Source organism: Streptomyces sp. GbtcB6 (assembly GCF_019091475.1).
GTDB lineage: Bacteria > Actinomycetota > Actinomycetes > Streptomycetales > Streptomycetaceae > Streptomyces > Streptomyces hyaluromycini.
This window is the reverse complement of the sequence record NZ_JAGXJL010000004.1, coordinates 458655-475904: the sequence shown is the minus strand read 5'-3', so window position 1 is coordinate 475904 and position 17250 is coordinate 458655. Positions and strand designations below refer to the sequence as shown.

Sequence of the window (17250 nt, the reverse complement as noted above, 5' to 3'; positions counted from 1 at the left end):
CTCTGTTACCGGAAGGGAGCCCCCATGCACGCCTGCGTCATCCACGCGGCGCAAGACCTCCGTGTGGAGGAGTTCACACCGTCCGCGCCCGCCCCCGGCGAGGCGGCCGTCTCCGTCGCCTTCGGCGGCATCTGCGGATCCGACCTGCACTACTACCGCCACGGCCGCGTCGGTGACTTCACCGTGCGGGAGCCGATGGTGCTGGGCCACGAGATCGTGGGCCACGTGGCCGCCCTCGGCCCGGGCGCCGCCGGTCCGGCCGCCGGTACCCCGGTCGCGGTCCATCCGGCCACCCCGTGCGACCACTGCGCCGAGTGCGACGCGGGGCGGCGCAACGTGTGCGCCGCCACCCGCTATCTGGGCAGCGCCGCCCGCACACCTCATGTCCAGGGCGGCTTCGCCCAGTACGTCACCGTCCCGGCCGCCCAGCTCCGAGCGCTGCCGCCGGACCTCGATCTGCGGCGCGCGGTGCTGGCCGAGCCGCTGTCCGTGGCCCTGCACGCGGTGCGGCGAGCCGGTGCCGTACGGGGCAGGCGCGTCCTGGTGACCGGCGCCGGCCCGATCGGCTGCCTCGTCACCGCGGTCCTGCGCCATGAGGGTGCCGCCGAGGTCGTGGTGAGCGACCTGATGGAAGCACCTCTGCGGATCGCGCGAGCCTGCGGTGCCACCGCCACCGTCCGGGTCGGTGCCGACGACGATGCTCAGGGCCGGCCCTTCGATGTCGCGGTGGAAGCCTCCGGAGCGCCCGCGGGGCTGCGGACCTGCGTGGAGCGGACCCGCCGGGGCGGCACGGTCGTCCTCCTCGGACTCCTGCCTCCCGGCGAGGTGCCGTTGCTCGGGAACATCACCGTCACCCGGGAGCTGGAGTTGCGCGGCGCCTTCCGCTTCGACACCGAATTCGACGACGCGATCCGCCTGTTGGCCGACGGCCTGCCCGTCGACGCCGTCGTGACGCACACCTTCCCGCTGTCCGAAGCCCGCGCGGCCTTCGACCTCGCCCACGACCGCACGATCGCCTCCAAGGTCCTACTGGATCTGACCCGGCACACGCACCCGGAGGCGACGACGACGTCCACCCCGTGAGCCACAACCGCTCACGCACGGCCCTGACACGGCGCCACCATCGCGCCGTTACCGGTGTCGCGTTCGAGGCGCTTACGCCGGGGCGGGCGTCGGCAGCAGAATCATCGTCTGAGTGACGCGGCCCATCGCTTCATGGGATGAACTTCACCTCCGGGAAGGCCGGGCACGGGCCGTCGAGCAGGTGCCCTCGGTGGTGGCGCAGGTGCAGGTCGAAGAAGGCGAGCGGGTACGCCTGCTGGATCCGAACCGCCCGGGCCGGATCGAGGGTGCCGATCCAGTCCCGCAACTCCTCGTCGCTCATCCCGACGGCCTGTGCCAGCTGTGGGATCAGGAACTGCGCGTCGCAGTACGACGAGTGAACCGCGCCCTCCGCCTGGACATCGAGCCGCCAGCCCCGCAGGTGCGACCAGAACTCGGCGACGCTCGGCTGCGTGGCCCGGGGGTACGCGGCGGTCATCAGCATGAACGGCCGGTCCAGGTCGGTGGTGACCGTCGGCTCCATCGGCCCGTCGAAGCTCAACCCGGCCCGGACGCGCCGGTCCTCGCTCATGACGAGGGCGGTCGCCGTCGCGCCTTTCGACCAGCCGAACATGCCGATGCGCTGCGGATCGAGGGCGCCGAGAAGGCCGGCCGGCAGCGGCCGGTGTTCGGCGTCGGGGTTGCGCCCGGCGGCGAGGTCCTCGACGCGGTCGAGCACGGACCGGATGTCCGTGGCGAAGTCCCGCGCTCCCAAGGCGGGTTCGTCGAGCGGGACCGTGAGCCGGCCGTCGGGGAACTCGCTGAACGCGTCGTACGTGTGATCCACCGTGACCACCGCATACCCGTGGCTGGCAAGCTCCTGCACCACGATGGTGGTGTCCGCACGGTGATCGTGCGCTCCGTGCGAGAACACGACGACGGGCAGTCGTCCGCCCGCTCGCAGCACCGGTGCGCCCTCGTGACCGGCCGTGAGCGGCGCCACCGCGACATCGGCCGGAAAGCCCAACGACGTGAGGAGCGCCCGCGCCACGGCGGGGGATGTCCAGCGGGCCGGTGGATACCGTCTGACGCCCCGGGCGGGATACCAGACGGCGGCCATCAACTCCCGGTGATGCCCGGGGCCTGCCACAGGATCCGGACGTGAGGTGTCGACGAGGTGCAGGGGCACCGTGCCCACCGGGTACGGTCCGGTGGGCACGGGCAGAGTGAGCTGCACCGGGCCCGGAGCGGTCGAAGCCGCCCTCGCCCGGCCTGCGACGGTCGGCACGGTGACCCCGGCTGCCACCGCGGCTCCGAGTATGCGACGGCGTGTCATTCCGTCTTGGTTCATGAACGGGGTTGTCACGGACCCTCCCTGGGTTTCCGGGCAGCACTGAGCTGCGTCCGGCGCTTGAGCCGTCGGCCCGGCCCGGCCCGGCAGCGTTTCGGTCCTGATCAGTTCAGTGACTCGGTGGAATGCGGCCTTCGCCTGGCGCGGACATGAGGTAGGTGAGCACGGCCAGCACACGGCGGTTGTCGTCGTCGGAGGGGGCGAGCTCCAGCTTGGTGAAGATGCTGGTGCTGTGCTTGGACACGGCCTTCTCGCTGATGAAGAGCCGGTTCGCGATGGCGCTGTTGGAGCGCCCTTCAGCCATGAGCTCCAGCACCTGGCGTTCCCGCTCGGTAAGCCTGGAGAGGGGCCCGCGTGCGCCGCGGCTGCGGCGGCCGAGCAGCTTGGTGACCACTTCGGGGTCCATGACCGTGCCGCCCGCGGCGACCGTACGGATCACGTCGACGAACTGGTCGTCGCTGAACACCCGGTGCTTGAGCAGGTAGCCGACCCCTCCGGCCCGGTCGGCGAGCAGCTCCTGGGCGTAGATCTGCTCGACGTACTGCGAGAGCAGCAGGATCGGCAGCCCGGGTATCCGGTCCCGGGCGGTCAGCGCCGCGCGGAGTCCGTCGTCGGTGTGGGTGGGCGGCAGCCTGATGTCCACGATCGCGAGGTCCGGCCGGAACCCGAGCAGCGCGTCGAGCAGGCCCGGCGCGCTGTCGGTGGCCGCCACGATCTCGAACCCACGTGCTTTGAGGAGCCTGACCAGCCCCTCCCGGAGCAGGAAGAGGTCTTCCGCGACGACTACGCGCACGGCACCTCCATGACCACGATCGTCGGCCCGCCGGGCGGGCTGCTGACCGCCAGGATGCCGTCGAAGGCCGCCAGCCGTCGCTCCACCCCGGCCAGCCCGGTGCCCCGGGCGGGATCCGCGCCGCCCACTCCGTCGTCGACCACCTCGATGCGCAGCAGCCCGTCCGTCCGGGTCATGCGGATCTGGAGGCCGTGCGCCGAGGCGTGCCGGACGGCGTTGGTGACCACCTCGGCGACGGCGAAGTAGCAGGCCGACTCCAGCGGGGCGGCGAGCCGTTCGGACAGATCGATCTCGGTCCCGCACGGCAGGGGCAGGTCCAGTGCGAGCGCCCGGACCGCCTCCCCCAGCCCCCGGTCGGCCAGCATCGGCGGGTGCATCCCTCTGATCAGGCCGCGCAGTTCCTCCAGTGCCGCCGCCGAGGCGACGCGGGCCTCCACGACGAGTGCGGCGGCCTCGTGCGGATCGCTGTGGATCATCTCCTCCGCGACCCGGAGGTTCATCCCGATGGTGACCAGCCGGCCCTGTGCGCCGTCGTGCAGGTCCCGCTCGATCCTGCGCAGCTCCGCGGCCGCGGAACTGACCGCATCGGCCCGCGTCTCGGTCAGCTCCCGAACCCGCCGGGTCAGCGCCGGGTCCGGCCCGCGGCCGAGCAGCCGACCGGCGTCCGCCAGCACGGTCCTCGGCAGCAGCCACAGCCCGAGGGCCAGCAGTACTGCCCCCTGGATTCCGCCGAGGACCGACGCATGGTGAGCCACCATCTCGAAGTCGAGGGACGGCGCCGGCAAGCCCGGCGAGCCGAACTTCCGCACCTCCACCAGGTGTTGCCCGAACCCGCTCTGGGCGACGTCGTACGCCCCGATCCCCACCAGCCCCAGGGCCGCCAGGTCCGCCGCCGCCCTCGGCCATCGCACCAGCCCGGCCACGACGGCCGCCAGCAGCGCCAGCCCGACCAGGTAACTCGTCACGGCCGGCCCGATCCCGGTGCCCGGCGACGCGGACCGCCACAGATCGAGGCCGAGCAGGTCGCCGGTCATCACCACCACGGCGGGCAGCAGCAGGGCCCAGCGCGCGGACCTGAGCGCATCGGCTCCGGCCAGGCGCCCGGGCCTGCCGTTCGCCGGCCGGCGCAGAGCAGCACCGGCGAGGGCGGCGAGCACCGGGATGCTCACACAGCCCACCAGGACATTCAGGGGTGTCAGGCCGTAGGAAACAGCGGAACGCGTGAGCGCATGCGTGAGCCAGTACGTCCATTCCAGCAGTTCGCCGGTCACCGCTGCGACCAGGGGCAGTACCCACCGCCCGGGCACGCGCGCCGAGGGGAGCAGCGTGGTGGCCAGCAGACCGGCCGTCAGCAGCGCCGCCGCGAGCAGCCCGTCAGGTTGGAGATCCGGCACGGTGACGATGTAGCCCCCCGTTCCGGCAGTGTTGTGCAGGGCGAGCAGCAGAGCCGGCACACTGCCGTACGCGGCCGTACCCACCAGTCCCGCCACGACCGGCCAGCCGATCCGCCCAGCCGGTCGCCCGGTATGCACCGGCCGGTCCCGCGCCTGTTCCGCCCTGAAGGCCAGCACGGCGCAGACCGCGGTCAGTGCCACGAGCACGCCCCCCGGCCAGGGCGCCCCGCCCACCGGAAACGGCCACATATCCGCCCCCCGTCCCGTCTTCCAGGCCACGCGCTGTGACCTGGAGATCATGCTGCTGCGAGGGGACCGGCAAGCGCCATGGGCCGAAACCTACTTCTGAGGTAGGCAAACACCCACCCCTCGTCGAAGCGGAGGAAGTCCCGGCTGCACAGGTAACGCACGCTGTCGAACGACAGATCCACCGAGAAGTCTTCGACGCGGTCTACGGCCACCCCCGTGGAGGGCTGCTACGGCCGGCAAGCGGTCTCCAAGCCCACGAAAACACCGCGAGCCCCAGTCCAGACGAGGTCTGAGCTGGGGCTCCTCGGTAGGCATGACGGGCCGCTGAGCAGTGGCTTTCGCTCTACAAGAGGACGACGCACCCCCGCCGCTCCAGTTCGGTCAGCAGCGACGGAGTCGGCTCGCAGTCGTTCCACCGCAAGTCCAGCTTCTCCAGCGCGGGCATGTCGACGACCCAGTCCGGCAGCCGCGTGAGGTGGTTGCTGCGTACGTCGAGTTGGCGCAGTCGGGACAGGCCGGCCAGCACCTCCGGGAGTTCGGTGAGGGTGTTCTCCCGCAGGTCGAGATGGCGCAGTTCGCGGAGGTCGGCCATGGATGGCGGCAGGCTTTCGACCGCGTTGCCCCGCAGCCAGAGTTCGCGCAGGTTGCGTAGGTCTCCGACGCTGTCAGGCAGCGAGGTGAGTTGGTTGTGCTGTGCCCGGAGTTCGATCAGGGCGGCCATGCGGCCGATGGCCTCGGGCAGGGCGGTGAGGGCGTTCTCGCCGATATTGAGGTAGCGCAGCCGAGTCAGGCTTCCCAATGCGTCCGGGATCTCCGACAGCTTGTTGTCGTGCAGGTAGAGGAAACCTGTGAGGTCGGCCAGATCACCCAGTTCGGCGGGCACCGAGGTGAGGTGGTTGTGGCCGAGGTCCAGGGTGGCCAGCCGGTGCATTCGTCCGATCTCGGGCGGGAGGTCGGTGAGCCCGTTGTCCGCGAGGATCAGCACCTGGAGGTCGGGGTCCTGCCAGACCGACGCGGGTACTTTTCCAAGCTGTTGACGCCACAGGTTCAGCGTGTGCGGCACGGCGTGGTCCTTCCTCGATTTGCCGGCGGACCGATGGTTCAGGCGAAGAATCGCAGCAGGTGCGAACACACACCTGACGAGGACGAGCCGGAAGCCACACGACCAAGACCAGGAGTCACGCCAGGTCTGCCACTGCGGCCTGTTCGCCGGCCGCCGCCAACAGGCCCAACACGTCGCCGAGTTGACGGCGGACCTCCGCGTCGTCGATGAGGCCGTCCGCGCCGACCGTCCGCCGGTCCACCGGGGCCTTCACGCAGGCCGACTCCACGATGTCGGCGCCGGTGTAGCCCAGAACCACTCGTAGCGTGGCCTCCGCGCCCTGGCCGCGGGCCGGTGCCGCCGCGTTGACCCAGGCCACCGGCTTGTCGCAGATCTCGGTGCCACCGACCGTCCAGTCCAGCAGGTTCTTGAACGAACCCGGCAGGGTTCCGGCGTACTCCGGGGTGCAGATCAGGATTGCGTGCGCCCCCTCGATCGCCGCCCGCAGCCGCGCCACAGGGGGCGGCAACGGGTCGGTGTCGTCATCCGGGTTGAAGTGCGGAAGCTCCGCCAGACCGTCGTACATGACGGCACGCACCTGCACGGACGGCGCCACGACCTGCGCGGTGCGCAGCACGGCGTCATTGGTGGAACCGGCGCGCAGGCTCCCCGACAGCAACAGAATCACGGGCACAGCGGACATCTGCTCAACCTACCTCCCTGGCATTCCCATCGGAGGTGTCCGACGGATCGCTGCCGCCTCACCGGCGAAGCCACTCTGAACTTGCGCCGGAACCTGCCCCGGTGCCGAACGCCCGCCACAGGACCAGATGCTCCGTCAGGTGGTGCTCCGCTCGGCTCCGTCTGTCACCAGCGCGGACTTCGGCAGGCGCGGAGCAAGGGCCAGCATGCCGGGAACCGTCACCAGAGCGAGCACCGCCGCCAGGGTGACCCACAGAGCCGCGCTCGACACAGCGAACAGCAGCGAGAACAGCAGCGGGGCGACGACCGCGGCGATCGCGAAGGAGCGAGTCGACCATCAGCACGAGGAAGAGCACTGTCCCGGCCTTGTCCCGTCGGGACCGCACCAGCTGTGGACCGGGTGAGGCCGCCACCCGAGCCTGCAGCCGAGCCGAGCGTCCCGCGACAGGTTGCATCCACGACCGTGAACCGAAAGCCCCTCGCTGAACGAATCTTTGGCCAGCCCATACCTGCACCGAGGAGGACGGCTCCTGGCTCCGCCCCGAGAGTCGCCCATCACCCTGCGGGACCTGCGCCACGTCGCCGTATCGCTCACGCCAGGTCCCCGAAAACGAAGCAGCGCCCGACCCGACCGAAGTCGGCTCAGGCGCTGCACAGCAGGTCGGAGGGTGTACCCCCCGCCTGCAACCCGTAGGCCGTGTGGGACTCGAACCCACAACCGATGGATTAAAAGTCCCGGCTGGATCTTGCCGGGTAATTCCGGACGCTGCCTTGGTGTCCGGAACAAGTACGTCAGAACCCGGGCGGAACGGTCGCCGGCCTGTCCCATGCGAGCACGTGCCGTCTCGTCCGCTCACGCATCGCTCACGCATCGCAGGCTGGTGACCTGTCGTTTCTCTGCCCCTTTGCCTGACGCCGCCGTTGTCCCCTCCGTGACCGCTTGGACCGGGAAGCCGGTGCGTGGCTCATACCCGGCTAGTCAAGAATCTCGTCGTTGGAATCAAAGCCGTGGCTGTCCGTCGGCAGGTCGGGGAAATACTCGGTCTCGGCCTCGCCGGTCAGGACAGCGAGCACGAAGGAGGCGCACTGGGTGGCGTGGTGTTCCCATTCCGGGCCTCGGCCTTCGTTGAGGATGACCGTCCACTCGTCCGGCTTCTGCTCCGGCCGCCTCAGCCAGTACAGGTACATGCCGCTTCCCTCGGCGTAGGCCCATGGCAGCACCTGCGCGTCGGGGTCCTGGAGTTCCGCCGGTCGGGCTTCGGTCTGCCAGAGGTCCGCGAGGATCTCCGCGCGCTCCGTGGCCTGGTCGATGAGGTTGTAGTTCTCGTCGGGGCATTCCGGGTCCAGAAGCCAGATGGTCTCGTCGAAGACGCCACCGCCGTAGGTTTCGACCAGCTCCTTGTAGTCGTCCGGCAAAGGCGTGCCCAGTTGCCGCTCGACGGCCGCCCAGTCGCGTGAGCGGTGCGGGGCAGCCGGGGGGATGAGCTCGAAGAGGCGTTCCACGGCGGGATGCATGGCGGTCGGCTTCCTTACTGCGCGCGTGCTACCTGGGTTTGGGTACGTTCAGGATAGTGACGGCGTTCGTCGCGCTGCCGCTTTCGTAGGGGGTGAAGGTGAAGCCGTTGCTGCCTGTGGCTTTCAGGGTGAGTCCCACGGGTACGACATCGCTCGGGTCGTTGGTCCGGTAGACGGGTGTGACCGAGTACTCGATGGTCTCGCCTCCGTCCACCGCCGCCCTGATCTGGTCCTCGACCTTTCGCATGACCGGTGAGTTGGCGAAGCGGTGCATGGTGACGAAATTACGCGGATCCTTGTTGGATCCGCCTATCTGGGCGCCGAGCAGGTGGGTCTTGTTGAGGTTCTTGTACTTCTGGTAACCGGGCACGTTGACCTGGGGGTTGGTCTTTCCTCCGGTCATGTCCGGTTCGATGGTGGCTTCCATGCCGGAGGCACGGCCGCCGGGTCCCGGCGCGCCGTAGCGGACCCGACCACCCCAGGTGACGTCGGCCTCGTCGCACGGAGTGAGCCCCATGGGGTCGCACAGGGTGTGCGGGTTGTCGACGTAGGCGACGGGGTTCGGCGCCGGGTCGAGGCCGAGCGGGTCCTGGGTGAGGTAGCGGGCTGTTTCGGGGTCGTAGTGGCGGAAGTAGTTGTGGTGCAGGCCGGTTTCGGGATCGAAGTACTGGCCCGGGAAACGCAGGGGCGTGTAGGCGCTGGCGTCCCGGTTCCATGTGGTCGTGCCCCACAGGGTGGCCCGGGTGCGCCAGGCGATGTCGCCGTTCTCATCGACCAGTTCGGTGGGGGTGCCGATCTGGTCGGTGACGATGGCGAAGAAGCGCTGGTCGACGGCCTCCTGCGGGGCTGAGGCGAGCGATCTGGTCTCCGTCTGCGCGAGCGGAGCCAGACCGTCGTGGTCCCAGGTGAGGGTGACGAGTTCGGTCGTCCCGGCAACGTGGGTGGTCTGTTCCGTGAGGGTACTGCCGTCCCAGGTGAAGCGGGTCTCCTCGGCCACGGATCCGTCGACGACGAGGCGCTGCTTGGCGATGCGGCGGCCTAGCGGGTCGTACACATAGCGCCAGACAGTGCCGTCGGGTGTGACGGCCGACGTGAGCCGGTCCTCGGCGTCCCAGGCGTAGCGCCAGGTGTCGGGCTTGCGGGACAGGCGTGTCTTCTGCCGCAGGACGGTGCGGCCCGCCGCGTCGTACTCGTAGCGGGTGCCGCCGGCATGGGTCAGGCGGGTGCCGGAGTAGCTTCTCGGGCCACGGGTCTCGGCGCCGTGATGCCGGTCCGGCCAGGACGCATGGGTCTGATTGCCCGTCTCGTCGTAGGCGTAGGTCTCCGTCCAGTCCGTCGCCTGGACGGCCGTGACACGTCCGGCCCGGTCGAGGGTGAAGGTGCGGCTACCGGTCTGCTGGTCGGTGATGGAGGTCAGGTGTCCGTCGCCGCGGTAGGCGTAGGTCCGGTGGATCCGCGGCCTGTCGATGCCGGGGACCGTGAGCGTCTGACCGGCGAACCGGCCCTGGTCGTTCCAGGCGAAGGCGAGGGTGAAGCGGTCGCCCAGGCTGCGCTGGATCTCGCGGCCCGTCGCGTCATGCCGGAAAAAGAGGGTCCGGCCCGACATGGTGAGGGCTTCGTAGTTGCCAAAGGAGTCGTACGAGTACGTCGTCGTCGCGCCGGACGGGGTGGTGCGCCGGGTGCGGCGCCCCGCGGCGTCGCAGGCGGAGGCGAGGTCCCGGCCGTCGACGGACTCCGCCACAACGCGTCCCACCGCGTCGTACCGGTACTCCAGTTCCGCCTCGGGGCCGACGGCGCGCAGAAGGCGTCCGCACGGGTCGTTCTCGAAGCGGGTGGAGCGGCCGTCGACCGCCTTCTCGACGAGCCGGCCCGTGGAGTCGTAGCGGTAGGTGACGGTCTGACCGGCGGAGTTGGTCCGCCTGTCGAGGCGTCCTGCCGCGTCGTACGTGTAGGCCGTCGTGCGCCCGTCGAAGTCGGCCTCCTCGACGAGCTGTCCGACGGCGTCGTACCGGTAGGACCAGGTGAGCCCGTGCGGGTTGGTGACCGTCGTGAGGCGCCGCGCGGTGTCGTAGGAGAACGTGTGACGCACTCCATCGGCGCCCACGTGGGCCGTCAGCAGGTCGAACGCGCCGTACTCCGAGACAACCGCCGCACCGAGCGGATCGGTGTGGCGGACGCAGTTGCCCTCACCGTCGAACGCCCACGTCTCCGTCGAGCCGTCCGGGCCGGTCCGCGAGGTGAGCCGGCCCTCCACGGACCACGTCAGGCGTGTCGTTTCTCCAGCCGGACCGATGACCAGCACCGGCCGTCCGAACGCGTCGTACTCGTGCCGCCTCAGCGGCCCGGACACGCCGGTGACGGTCAGCGGCAGGCCGGCTGCGTTGGAGACGATCTCCAGCCGCTCGCCTACGGGGTTCGTGACGTCCGCGATCGCGCCATTGCGGCCGACCGTGTATCGGGTCGCCTGCCCGCCGGGGTCGATGACCGCGGTGCGGTTGCCGCGCTCGTCGTATTCATGGCGCCAGACCGCGCCGTCGGGCTCCGTCACGGTGACGGGCAGATGGAGGGCGTTGTACTCGACGCGGGTCCCGCTGCCGTCGGAGCGGGCGACGCCGCTGAGGCGTCCGTTGTCGTCGTAGGTGTACCGGGTGGTGTTTCCGAGGGGATCGGTTACGGCTGTCAGGCGGTGCTTCGCGTCCCATTCCTGGCTGGTGACCTGCCCGAGCGGGTCGGTGGTGCGGATAAGGCGGAAAGCCTCGTTGTGCTCGTAGCGGGTGACGTGGCCCAGGGCGTCGGTGGTGGTCGCGGTCCGCGTGGTGTCGTCGTAGGTGAGAGCGCCGGACAGGTAGCCGCCGGTGCCCTCGGTGCGGATGACCCGGCCGCGCTCGTCGTACGTGTAGGCGTACGACGTGTTGTTGCGGTCGGTCCAGGAGGTGATCCTGCCGTCGGCGTCGTAGGTGAAGCGCAACGGCAGGCCGGAGGAGTTGGTGACCTCGGTGAGGCGCCCGTCCTCGCTGTATCCGTAGGTCAGCAGTGTGGTTCCGGGACCGGCCGTGTTCTCGGGGTCCAGGAGGCGCAGGGCCGCGATGCGAGGCTGGTCGCGGTGCCGGTCGACGGCGATGCGGTAGCCGCCGGAGTGGAGGATCTCCGCCGGTGTGCCGTTGTCGGCGTACCGGACCGTGATCCGTTGCCCGTTGCGGTCCACGATGTGCTGCAGGGGCAGGTCTATCGCGTTGCCGTCGTCGGCGGGCTGCGGCGTGTGGAAGACGCAGGAGATGCCGGTGCCGGGGTCGAGCAGGCGCAGGGCGCCGTCGACCTCGGTGTCCCAGGACAGCGGCAGCCTGGGCCCGGCCTCGGGATACACGGGCTCGTCCGTCTCGGGGTCCGGTAGCGGGTAGACGAGCCGGGAGCCGTCCGGTGCGGCGTACGTGACGGACGCGTCGTCCGCCTGCAGCCGCTGGTCGAGGGTGGAGATCCACGACGGGCCGAACCAGCCGCCCCACCGGTAGGAGGAGATGTGGGTGCGCCGCAGCACCAGCGGGAGCACGCCGGGAAGCTCGACGTCGCTCTGCGGCAGCAGCATGTCGCCGGTGGCCACATCGATCGGGTCGAGCTTGCACTCCTTCTCCGCCGCCTGGATGCCGGCTTCGAGCCTTTCGGCCTCACCCGGCCGCAGCTTGAACCGGGTCAGACCATTCTCGCCGAGCTTCATCGCCTGGGCCAGCCGGGCGAGTTCGCCGGGTTTGAGCGCCTTCAGGCCCTTGCCGAGTGCCCTGCCCAGGGCACCCATCCCGATTCCCATCACCGCACCCTCGGCGAGGATGCCGGCCAGTTTGCCGGGATCCTTGAAGGCGCCGGGGTCCTGCAACAGCGTCTCGAAGGCGGAGAACTTCGCTCCGTCCGCGGCCAGTTTGCCCACCCTGGCGACCCCGCGGATCTCCTTGAGTGCCTTCAGCGCCCGCTCGACCCCGCGGATTACCTCCAACACCCCGCGGACCGTGGCGCCCAGGGCGGTGCCCTCCTCCTCGATCCGGCCGACGAGGGCGACCACCTTCAAGGCCCGCTCGCCGGCCATCAGCGTGGACGCCACCGACGAGGCACCCGCGGTCAGGACGTCCAGAGCCAGACCGGCGATCTCGAACTCTGCGATCTCCGCCAGCATGACGCCGATCTGGGAGAGCAACTCGTGGGCCTGGTCGGCGAAGTCGTCCAGCGCCTTGGCGCCCTCGCGCAGCGCGTGCGCCATCTCCCTGGCCTGTTTGCGGGCAGCCTTCGCCCGCTTGTTGAACGCCTTGGCGGCCTGGCCCTCCCACTCCACCCCGGCCAACGCCTTGTCCGCGGCAGTGGCCGCGTCCTCCAGGCCCTTGGCCAGGTGGCGCCACTTCCTGGCGATCTCGCGGACCCCGTCCGGGTCCACTGCCGGGTCCGAGATACCCAGAAACTCAAGGCCACTGGCGACACTGTCGCCGAACATGTGGTTGAACTTGTTGACGTAGTGCAGCGGGTTGAGGTCGACCACGCCTCGATCAGCCCTTCTTCGCCCGAGCCGAGGCCGCCAGCAGCACATCCAGCAGGTCGAAGGCGTCGGAGACCTCGCCCATGAGCTTCGCCTCCGCCTGCCACTCCTCATCCAGCTGCGCGGTCAGCTTCGCCAGGGTCGTCATGCCTTCCTGGACCTGACCCTTTGCGCCGAGCAGGGAACCGAGAGCGCCGAGGGCGGACAGGTCGTGTGCGGCCGCTTTGAACTCGTGCAACGGCTTCGCGGTGTGGTGCCCCAGTGCGCGCAGACCCGAGGCCGCCGTGTGCAGCGACACGGCCTCCTTTTTCAGGTCCGACATGTCACGCGCCCCCCGCACTTCATTCTGTGGACATGCCAAGCCCCCGACGCTAGTAAGAGAAGTTGTTCGACTGGTATGACACACCCCAAGGGGGAGTAAAGATCGTCATCGCATGTCTGGTCGGACGCTCAGGCCGTCAACTTCAGTGAAGCGATCCGCCGGCGGCCGCATCGGTACGCCCGGCCCAGCTGACCGAACGGCAGAGTCGCCGGAGACTGCGAAGTGCGCGCGGTCGCTACGCTCGTGCGCGAGTCCGCGCTCGCGGCTGACGGGCATGCCGGCCACCGGCTCCGGGGCGCATCCGCTCACGCACGAGCCTGAAAACGAAGCAGCGTCTGAGGCGGCCAAAGCCGACCCAGACGCTGCACAGCAGGTCAGAGGGCATACCCCCGGACCATCACCGGTAGGCCGTGTGGGACTCGAACCCACAACCAATGGATTAAAAGTCCACTGCTCTGCCAATTGAGCTAACGGCCCAGGCGATGTTGCCTCCCCGAGCATAGCCGGACGGAGGCGTCTCGCCGATCCGGTATCGGGGGCGTGGCCGCGTCGCGTGGCAGAAGTGGTGCGTCAGGGGGCCGGTGGGTCAGAGATCGGCCAGTTTGGCGGTGTCCTCCTGGTGGGTCGCCGCGGCCGGCTTGAGGAACCAGTGGCGGGCCGAGGCCTGCCACCAGATCGCGGCGAAGCCGAGGACGGCCAGCACGGCGACCGGGGCGTAGTTGAAGGACTGCCAGGTGACCGGGGAGACCTGCGGGAGCATGAAGAGGACGGTGATGACCGCCACCCAGGTCACCGAGATCACGCCGATGACGAGCGACCAGCGGCCCAGGTGCCAGGGGCCCCGCTCGAACGCCGCCCCCTTCCGCACCCGCAGCAGCGTCGGGATCACGTACGCCACGTACAGGCCGATCACCGCGATCGACGTCACGGCGGCGTAGGCCGCGTAGTTGATCAGGTACGGGAGGCCCAGGGCGAGGGCGCCGAAGGCCGCCAGCCAGACCGCCGCCACGGGGGTGCGGGTGCGTGGGCTGACGGTGTGCCAGAGGCGGGAGAAGGGCAGCGCGCCGTCGCGTGAGAAGGCGTAGATCATGCGGCTGTTGGCCGTCACCGACGCCATCCCGCAGAAGAGCTGGGCGCCGATCACGACGAGGAGGAGGAGTTTGCCGGTGGTCGCGCCGAGCGCGTCCAGGAGGATCTGGGCCGGGGGCACGCCCGTCGGCGACTTCAGCTCGCCACCATACGACTGGATGGCGAAGGTGAAGCCGAGGAGGAGGACGAAGCCGGCTATCCAGGAGGTCCAGATCGAGCGGACGATGCCCTTCGGGCCCGCCGTGGACGCGTCGTGCGTCTCCTCCGTCATGTGCGCCGAGGCGTCGTAGCCCGTGAAGGTGTACTGGGCCATCAGGAGGCCGATGAGGACGACGTACGGGCCGCTGCCCCAGCCCGTCTCGTTCACGAACTTGGTGAAGACGAAGGACGCCGACTGGTGGTGGTCGGGGACGAAGGTCAGCGCGCCGACGATGACCGCGACGCCCAGCACGTGCCACCACACGCTCACGCTGTTGAGCAGAGCGACGATCCGGACGCCGAAGGTGTTCAGCAGGCCGTGGAGCACCAGGATCCCCGCGAAGAGGAGGATCGTGCGGCCGGGGGTGACGGTGAAGTCGAACTGGAGGTTCAGGTAGGCGCCCAGGAAGGACGCGGCGCCGAAGTCGATGCCCGCCGTCACCGCCACCTGGCCGAGCACGTTGAACCAGCCCGTGAACCACGCCCAGGCGGCCGCGCTGCGGGGCGGAGCCAGCCGGTGGGCCCAGAAGTAGAGGCCGGCGGAGGTCGGGTAGGCCGAACAGATCTCGGCCATCGAGAGGCCTACGAAGAGGGTCATCAGGCCTACGGCCACCCAGCCCCAGGTGATCACGGCCGGGCCGCCGGTGATCATGCCGAAGAGGTAGAGGGTCAGACAGCCGGAGAGGACCGAGATGATCGTGAAGGAGACCGCGTAGTTCGAGAAGGCCGACATACGGCGGGCCAGGACCTGCGTGTAGCCGAGCTGGGCCAGCCGCTCCTCGTCGGAGAGCGCGCCGGAGGGCGACTTGACTGTCGCGTCATCTGTCATGCCCTCAGCGATTCCCTCGCCGAGGGCGTGACATGCGTCACAGCATGGCCGAAAACATGCTGGAACGGGCCTGAAACAGGCCTAGAAGAGCGCCTTGTAGCCCTGCCAGCCCGTCGCGATCTTCACGCGCGCCGCGAACGTGCCCCTGCCCGTGCCCGTCTGCCGGTACAGGTTGCCCGCGGTGTCCCGCATGACCAGGTCGTTCCTGCCGTCCCCGGTGATGTCGCCGACGCCCACGACGGCGTTGTACGAGGCGTTCCAGTGCGCGGCGACCTTCACCCGCTCCTTCACCTGGCCCGCCCCGGTGCCGTCGTAGCGCCACAGCGTCCCGGCCTTGTCGACCGCAAGGACGTCCCCGAAGCCGTCGCCGTTCAGGTCACCGGCGCCGACGATCTTCGTGTACGTCGACCACGAGCGGATCTTGACTCCGGCCTTCAGCTTGCCGCTGCCGTCGTCGGCGAACAGGTAGACGTCCCCGGTGGCGGCCTTGCGGGCCAGCAGGTCGGTCCGGCCGTCGCCGGTGAGGTCGCCCGGGGCGGTGAGGACGTTGTACGCGTTCCAGCCGGTGCCGAGGGAGATGTGCTTGTCGGACGGCCGGTACGAGCCGCCGCACTTGCCGGTGTACCGGCGCAGCTCCCCGTTCGGCATCCGCACCAGCATCTCGGCGCACCGGTCGCCGGTCATGTCCCCGAAGGGAACGGCGACCGTGCCCGCCGGCCAGCCGAAGGCCGCCCACGTGCCGCTGAACTTGCCGTTGCCCGTGGTGGAGTGCAGCGTGAGGCCGCCGGACGAGCTGAGGGTGGCCAGGTCGCCGTAGCTGTACCCGCTCTGGTCGTGGAAGCCCTGCGTGCCGCCGGTGTAGCCGAACTTCCCGCTCGTCGTGTACGTCCCCGAGCCCTCGACGGCGGTGGCGGTCAGCGTCCAGGTCTTCGGACCGTTGAGCGGATAGCCGCCCGTGTCGTTCGTCCCGTCCCAGTCGATGTCGACCGACGTGCCGCTGCCCTTGATGGTGCGGTCGGCGTGCCCGTGGGTGTCCTTCACGGTGAAGGTCCACTTGGCGGGCTTGCTGAGCTGCCAGACGCTGCCCCAGGTGGTGTTGCCGGTGGCGCCTTCCCGGGCGTCCTCGTCCCAGTCGGCCACCTCCGACTCGATCCCCGTCAGGGACTGGGTCGGCACCCCGCTCGGCACGATCCGGATGACGTTGTCCGGGCCGACGTACGCGATGTCGCCGCCGAACTTGTCCACGGACCAGGTCAGCCGCCGCTGGTCGGCGGTCTGCCCGGCGGGCAGGTCGGCGATCGCACGGGCCGCGGCCGCCGTCCCGGTGTGGAAGTCCGTCAGCATGAGCTTGCCGGCGGTCCGGTCGTGCTGGACGAGGTAGCCGTCGCCGACCAGCGCCGGGCCGGAGGGCACCTTGATGTTCTTCTTCGCCGTACGGTCGTACACGCCCGCGGCGCCCGTCGGGCCGCAGTTCCAGTAGATCCAGCGGCCGACGACCTCGAGCTCCTTGACCGTGCAGGGCGCGCCGGTGGAGACGGTCGCGACCGTCTTCTTCGCCTTCAGGTCGTATCCGGTGACGACGCCGTTGCCGGTGCCCGGCGTCCACAGCGTCGAACCCCACACGGAGGCGGCGGTGATGGACCGGGTCAGCCGGACGTTCTGGGTCTGGTACGCGGGCACCGCGTCGACGTACTGCTTGCCGGTGGAGGACGCCTGGTAGACGTAGAAGCGGCCGGTGGCGTCGACGAAACGGCCGCCGGTGACGACCGGATCGGGCCCGCCGTCCATGGTGTCGTCGGTCAGGTAGATCTGGGCCGTCTGCTTGCCGGTGCCGTCGTCCATGAAGTCGCCGACGTAGGTGTTGCCGAAGGTGCGCAGCGGCACACAGCCCGGCGCGCCCTGGTCGCAGGGCACCCGCTGGAGATGGCCGCCGACCGCGTCCGTGCCGGCGAATCCCCGGGTCGTCCTCTCCAGCACCGTGGAACCGTCGGCCGAGATCTGCCGGCCGATCACCCACTGGTCGCCATTCGGCGCGTACTCCGCGGTGGCCAGGAAGCCGCCCGCGTAGTCGATACCCCAGACCCCGTCCGTCGTGATCGGCGTCGGGGTGGTGTCCGCGGCGGCCGTGCCCGCGGTGGTCAGCGAACCGGCGCCGAGGGCGGCCAGTCCGACGAGAGTGAGTGCGATCCGGGCATGCCGGCTCAAGGAA

The 17250-nt window shown here is 69.9% G+C and carries 12 protein-coding genes and 1 tRNA gene; 1 reads left to right on the top strand and 12 read right to left on the bottom strand.

Going from position 1 to position 17250, the window contains the following annotated elements:
- Positions 1–24: 24 nt before the first annotated feature.
- Entirely contained in the window at positions 25–1083 is a 1059-nt protein-coding gene (locus KVT45_RS10100; protein ID WP_217546141.1) for an L-idonate 5-dehydrogenase, read from the top strand.
- 130 nt (positions 1084–1213) lie between these two features.
- Here the strand turns inward: KVT45_RS10100 and KVT45_RS10095 are convergent, their stop codons facing one another.
- The 12 genes from KVT45_RS10095 to KVT45_RS10045 all read right to left on the bottom strand — a co-directional run bounded on the left by KVT45_RS10095 (position 1214) and on the right by KVT45_RS10045 (position 17246).
- Positions 1214–2260, bottom strand: coding sequence for an acetylhydrolase (locus KVT45_RS10095; protein WP_308310693.1), 1047 nt, complete (start codon positions 2258–2260; stop codon positions 1214–1216).
- Positions 2261–2501: 241 nt separating this feature from the next.
- On the bottom strand, positions 2502–3185 hold the full coding sequence (locus tag KVT45_RS10090) for a response regulator transcription factor (protein ID WP_217546139.1): 684 nt from the start codon (positions 3183–3185) through the stop codon (positions 2502–2504).
- On the bottom strand, positions 3176–4780 hold the full coding sequence (locus KVT45_RS10085; protein ID WP_308310692.1) for a histidine kinase: 1605 nt from the start codon (positions 4778–4780) through the stop codon (positions 3176–3178). The genes KVT45_RS10090 and KVT45_RS10085 overlap by 10 nt, the downstream gene beginning before the upstream one ends.
- A gap of 391 nt (positions 4781–5171) precedes the next feature.
- Complete coding sequence (locus tag KVT45_RS10080; RefSeq protein ID WP_217546138.1) at positions 5172–5891, bottom strand: leucine-rich repeat domain-containing protein; 720 nt, start codon at positions 5889–5891, stop codon at positions 5172–5174.
- 115 nt (positions 5892–6006) lie between these two features.
- The gene (locus tag KVT45_RS10075) at positions 6007–6573 is read right to left on the bottom strand and encodes an NADPH-dependent FMN reductase (protein WP_217546137.1); all 567 of its coding nucleotides are present in this window, start codon (positions 6571–6573) and stop codon (positions 6007–6009) included.
- Positions 6574–6708: 135 nt separating this feature from the next.
- Entirely contained in the window at positions 6709–6843 is a 135-nt protein-coding gene (locus tag KVT45_RS57645) for a hypothetical protein (RefSeq protein ID WP_302832487.1), read from the bottom strand.
- A 704-nt stretch (positions 6844–7547) separates the two neighbouring features.
- A complete protein-coding gene (locus tag KVT45_RS10070) occupies positions 7548–8087 on the bottom strand; it encodes an SMI1/KNR4 family protein (protein WP_217546136.1) in 540 nt (179 codons plus the stop codon).
- A gap of 28 nt (positions 8088–8115) precedes the next feature.
- Positions 8116–12606 (bottom strand): DUF6531 domain-containing protein, encoded by a 4491-nt coding sequence (locus tag KVT45_RS10065; protein WP_308310691.1) that lies wholly within the window; start codon positions 12604–12606, stop codon positions 8116–8118.
- 7 nt (positions 12607–12613) lie between these two features.
- A complete protein-coding gene (locus KVT45_RS10060; protein WP_217546134.1) occupies positions 12614–12925 on the bottom strand; it encodes a hypothetical protein in 312 nt (103 codons plus the stop codon).
- Between the two features lie 404 nt (positions 12926–13329).
- Positions 13330–13402, bottom strand: a tRNA-Lys gene (locus tag KVT45_RS10055).
- A 109-nt stretch (positions 13403–13511) separates the two neighbouring features.
- Positions 13512–15041, bottom strand: coding sequence for an amino acid permease (locus KVT45_RS10050; protein WP_217546133.1), 1530 nt, complete (start codon positions 15039–15041; stop codon positions 13512–13514).
- Positions 15042–15122: 81 nt separating this feature from the next.
- Complete coding sequence (locus tag KVT45_RS10045; RefSeq protein WP_217546132.1) at positions 15123–17246, bottom strand: VCBS repeat-containing protein; 2124 nt, start codon at positions 17244–17246, stop codon at positions 15123–15125.
- Between the last annotated feature and the right edge of the window lie 4 nt (positions 17247–17250).

What these genes read in the sequence shown, in the direction of transcription:
- KVT45_RS10075 (WP_217546137.1), bottom strand. Translation starts at nt 6,573, where the DNA reads ATGTCCGCTGTGCCCGTGATTCTGTTGCTGTCGGGGAGCCTGCGCGCC.
- KVT45_RS10060 (WP_217546134.1), bottom strand. Translation starts at nt 12,925, where the DNA reads ATGTCGGACCTGAAAAAGGAGGCCGTGTCGCTGCACACGGCGGCCTCG.
- KVT45_RS10100 (WP_217546141.1), top strand. Translation starts at nt 25, where the DNA reads ATGCACGCCTGCGTCATCCACGCGGCGCAAGACCTCCGTGTGGAGGAG.
- KVT45_RS10070 (WP_217546136.1), bottom strand. Translation starts at nt 8,087, where the DNA reads ATGCATCCCGCCGTGGAACGCCTCTTCGAGCTCATCCCCCCGGCTGCC.
- KVT45_RS10050 (WP_217546133.1), bottom strand. Translation starts at nt 15,041, where the DNA reads ATGACAGATGACGCGACAGTCAAGTCGCCCTCCGGCGCGCTCTCCGAC.